This is a genomic window from Streptomyces sp. NPDC102437 (assembly GCF_044765565.1).
Taxonomy (GTDB): Bacteria; Actinomycetota; Actinomycetes; order Streptomycetales; family Streptomycetaceae; genus Streptomyces.
In genome coordinates, this window is sequence record NZ_JBIWKI010000118.1 from 1 (window position 1) to 4,577 (window position 4,577).

Annotated in this window: 3 protein-coding genes and 1 pseudogene; all 4 read right to left on the bottom strand. The window is 68.2% G+C overall.

Going from position 1 to position 4,577, the window contains the following annotated elements:
- The coding region (locus ACIRJP_RS42005; RefSeq protein ID WP_404186433.1) for a transposase at positions 1-292 on the bottom strand (292 nt) is incomplete at its 3' end.
- A 33-nt stretch (positions 293-325) separates the two neighbouring features.
- Positions 326-1,674: pseudogene (locus ACIRJP_RS42010) on the bottom strand (IS1380 family transposase).
- A gap of 143 nt (positions 1,675-1,817) precedes the next feature.
- Entirely contained in the window at positions 1,818-2,660 is an 843-nt protein-coding gene (locus tag ACIRJP_RS42015) for an IS5 family transposase (RefSeq protein ID WP_404186435.1), read from the bottom strand.
- A gap of 96 nt (positions 2,661-2,756) precedes the next feature.
- The gene (locus tag ACIRJP_RS42020) at positions 2,757-4,103 is read right to left on the bottom strand and encodes an MFS transporter (RefSeq protein ID WP_404186437.1); all 1,347 of its coding nucleotides are present in this window, start codon (positions 4,101-4,103) and stop codon (positions 2,757-2,759) included.
- Positions 4,104-4,577: the final 474 nt, after the last annotated feature.

Below are 4,577 nucleotides of genomic sequence, written 5' to 3' on the forward strand. Positions count from 1 at the left end.
CGGCGAAGAAAGCCGAGGCGGACTTCAGGATCGCGTTCGCCCGCCGCAGTTCCTTCACCTCTCGTTCCAGCTCCGCGATCCGGGCTGCCTCGGCGCTGGTGGTCCCGGGCACGATGCCTTCGTCGGTCTCGGCCCGCTTGACCCACCCCCGCAGGGCCTCGGGGTGCACGTCGAGCTGGTCGGCGATGCGCTTGATCGCGCCGGCTCGGCCGACCGGGTCCTTGCGGGCCTCGACAGCCAGACGCGTCGCGCGCTCACGCAGTTCGTCGGGGTATTTACGGGGAGCAGCCATGATCCGCATCCTTCCGGGTCTTCGATGTCTCCATCAAACCCGGGGCGATTCATTGTGCGGGAGGTGCAGGGTGATGCGGCGGGCGGAGCGGGCGATCCGGGCCGGAACGTGGACCAGGTGGGTGCGGATCGTGGCGGTGGTGGCCCTGGCGTGGAGGGCGGAGGCCTGTGCGCCGGTGGCCCGCAGGAGGTTGTAGGTCATCGCCCACAGGGTGAGCCATGCTGCGTTGGCGTTGAAGTGTGCGGAGGGCAGGTGGGCCAGGGCGGAGGCTTTGCTGTCGGCGATGACCTGCTCGATGACCGCGTGGTGACGGTGTTCGCGTTCGGCCTGGAGGGTTTGTGCGGGCTGGTCGGTGAAGAACGGGTGGTAGCGCCAGACGGGAAACAACTCGCCCTGCTCACCCACAACGGCGGGTTTGGCCAGGTCACGGACCCGGCGCACGATCAGCCGTGCGGTGACCCGATCCGCTTTCGTGCGGCTGGCGAAGGCGGTGTATTGGGGTATCTCGGCGACTTCGGCGTCCGAGATGAGTTCACCGGTTGCGGGATCGGGCACCGCGGTCGGGTACGTGATCTGCTGCCAGGCCTGGTCGGGAATGCCGAGGACGGCCCGTTTGATGGAGGGGTTCATCCCGCAGGTGATCGAGAAGTGGGCTCCGGCCCGGCGGCAGGCGGAGATCACTCCGGCGTTGTAGAACTGCGAGTCCGCTCGCAGGATCCGGGTGCTGGTGCAGCCCGCCTCGACGGCGGTGGCCAGCGCCTCACTGACGAACTTCGGGGCTCCGCGGGAATCGGCTGCCTTGCCGCGGCGCATCCGTACTGTGGCGATCACCGGCCGGGAATGCGGAGTGCAGATCGTGGCGAGCAAGGGGTGCAGGGTGCGATGCCCTTGAACCGGCCGTACTCGGCGGCTTGCTTGGCCCGGCCGTAGACCCGCTTGTGGGTGGAGTCGACATCGATGAACGCCTTCTCGTCGGAGCCGGGAAGCAGCGGGGCATGCACGGCCAGTTGGCCGAGGAATCTGCGGTGGACGGCGTGGAGTTGGAGTGCGTGACCGTGGGTGAACGCGCGAAGGAACGTGCCCAGCGTGGACGGCGCACGGATGCCCGTGAACACGGCCGGCATCGCGCCGTGCCGCAGCACGTGGAGGTCGTCGATACTGTCCGCGCCCGCCGCCATGCCGGCCACGATGCTGCTGACCTTGGCGTCCGCCGCAGCCCCCGCACCGTTCGTCGTCCCGCTCACCTTCACCTTCTGCGTCACCAGGGCCGACAGCCCACACCGTTCGGCCAGCCGCATCACCGGAACCAGCCCGGCATGCGCGACCAGATTCGGGTCATCGAACGCAGCGGAGACCGCCGCTGGAGTATGGGAAACTTGCATCTCGGAAGTGCCTTGTCGATCGTGCGTGCTGGAAGCCTCAAGAACTCCCATCATCGCAGGTCACAAGGCACTTCCTTGTTTCCCGAAAGGTCATCCACAGCCATCAGATCGGTGGATCAAGGCTTAGAGATCGCGCGGGTAGGTCAGGGTCGTCGGCTCGGGCGGGCGTCCCATCGGTAGGCCGTCCAGGCTCGGCGTAGGAGCCTGCGGATCACGATGACCGCGCTGGCCAACGCCACCCACGCGTCCTGCACCACCGCGCGCCGGTCGGTAACAATCGCTAACGCCTTGAACCCCCGGTTGTGCCAGGAGTTGGTCCGCTCGATCACCCACCGGTGGGTGTGATTGATCGGCACGAACTGCCCCTTCGGGGTGATCCGCCCAGCGCAGCCCAGCTCTTCCAGCAGCGCCCGGGTGGGCTGTGAGTCGTAGCCGGCGTCCAGGTGCAACGTGATCGCCGGTGGCAGACGGAACCCGAACAGGCGCAGGGTCTCCAGGGTGGGGCGCAGTAGCGGCGAGTCGTTGCGGTTCGCGCCGGCTAGGACCCACCCCAGCGGCAAGCCTCCGCCGTCGACCAGTACCGAACGCTTCAGACCGCTCTTGCCTCGGTCCACCGGGCTGCGCCCGGTGTTCTGGCCACCGCCAGGGGCTTTCACGATGCAACCGTCCACCACGAGATTCTCGAGGTCCAGGCCGATGGCCGCGTCGTAGGCATCCAGCGACAGCTGGTGCAGCCGCTCGAAGACACCGACGGCGATCCATTCATCCCGTCGGGCCCTCATCGTGGTTGCCGAGCAGGTGGGGTCGGCGTGCTGCTGGTAGGTGCCTCCCAGTACGAGGCGGGCGAGGAGCTTGTCGAACACGACCCGGTCGGGTATGCGGGGACGGTGGCAGCCCAACGGATGAGCGGCCGCGTCCCGCTTGGGCAGGGGGGCTTGGAACTGGTCCCACAACGGGTCTGTGATGGATGAGGGCAGGACGGGCATGTGACCTTCGCTCGGCCGGAGAGGACGTTGACCAGCAAGTCCCGCCGGGGTGTGCCGCCTTGGCAGTCAGGGCGGCACACTCCGGCGAGGCGAAGGTCACCCGGCTTGTTTCTGCAGGTCCGCTGTGGGAACTGGCGAGGACATGCGCCAGGCCACGACCGCACCGGTCACGAGTCCCGCAGCGGCCAGCAGGGTGGCGACCAGGAACGGATCGAGGGAATGCAGGGTCGGAGCGAACCCGATCCCGACGCAGACCGCTACCCCGGTCGCGCCGCCCAGCTGATCAGCCGCACGCTGGGCGCCCGAGGCGATTCCGGCGTCGGCCTCGGTGACGCCGCTGACCGCGACGTACTGCAGCCCCACGATGCCGAACCCCATCCCGGCCGCGATCAGGAGCATGGCCGGGATCATCGCCACCCCGCCTGCCTCCAGGACCGCGACGATCGCGATCGCGGCCATCGCGGCCGCGGTGAACCCGATGCCGGCAAGCACACACGCGCGTGCCCCCCAGCGGCCCAGCAGACGCGGCACGAGCATGGAGAACACGATCAACGAGACCGCCAGAGGCAGCATCGTCAGGCCCGCGCCGAGCGGGCCGATGCCCAACCGTTCCTGCAGATAGAAGGTGAACAGCAAAAACGAGGTCGACAACGCCCCACTCAGCAGCATCGTGGTCAGGTTGGCCGCCACACGCGTGCGGTTGACGAAGAAGCTCAGCGGCAGCAGCGGGTTACGTGAGCGTGCCTCGACCCGCACGAACCCGGCCCCGGCGGCCACCGCCCCGGCCAGCGCCAGCGCCACCAGCCATGCGGACGTCCCGGGTTCGCCGGCCTCGACCACACCGAAGGTGAACAGCAGCGGGCAGGCGGTCAGCAGCAGCGCGCCGGGAAGGTCCAGCGGCAAGGAGTCCTTGGCCGCGGGCCGGTCGCCCTCGACCAGGAAGACGGCTGCCAGCAGTACGACCAGGACGAACGGAACCGAGATCAGGAAGATCCACCGCCACCCCAGATGGGCGGTGAGGATTCCGGACAGGACGAACCCGAGTACGAGACCGCAGCTTGCCACGGCGCCCCACACGCTCAAAGCCCTCGACCGACGCGGACCTTCGGGGAACATCAGGACGATGGTGGCCATCGCGGCAGGCAGCGCGATGGCCTCACCGGCCCCCTGCAGCAGGCGCGCGACCACCAGCAGGGAAAACGTGGGGGCCAGGCCCGCCAGCAGGGACGCGGCGCCGAACAGGCCGGTACCGAGCAGCAGCACGCGCCGCCGCCCGAACAGGTCGCCCAGTCGGCCGCCGAGCATCAGCATGCCGCCACCGGCGACCGTGTACCCGACCACGACCCAGGTCAGGGCGTGCCCATCAACGTCGAAGTCGGCGCCGATCGAGGGCAGGGCGATGTTGACCACGGTCACGTCGACCGCGATGAAGAACTGCAGCATGGATCGCGCACAGCACCAGCCATGCGCGTGCAGGGGACGGGCTGTGCCCGCGGGAAGAAAGGACGCCTGGGAACATCAGGTGCTCCGTTGCTCAGAGGAAGCTCTGAGCAGCACGAACGTGCCGCTCCGGTCTGATCACGAAGCGGCTGGACGCTCAAAGGGTGTGAGTCGAACGCCCCGCCGCTAGCGGGGCGTCCTGGTCACTGCGGCACAAGAGGCCGCACACGAGGCAGCAGACATGCCACGAACGCTACCAGGGAGGGTGCATCCAGGTCAGACATCCGCCTGGTGCCGCACGCCCTCACTCGCAGGCCTGTTCGCCGGAGCTCCCGGGCACAGGAAGTCCGTCGTTGTGAAACACCTATCCGCGCGATCTCTTAGCTTGACTCTGTCGGGGATCTTGGAGTTTCCCGGTGCGGCAGCATGGTCAACGGGCATGCTCGGGTGGTTCCGATGACCGATACAGCTGTCGAG

Bases quoted from the DNA above. Each gene is read 5' to 3' on its own strand.
- ACIRJP_RS42020 (WP_404186437.1), bottom strand. From the start codon at position 4,103: ATGCTGCAGTTCTTCATCGCGGTCGACGTGACCGTGGTCAACATCGCC.
- ACIRJP_RS42015 (WP_404186435.1), bottom strand. From the start codon at position 2,660: ATGCCCGTCCTGCCCTCATCCATCACAGACCCGTTGTGGGACCAGTTC.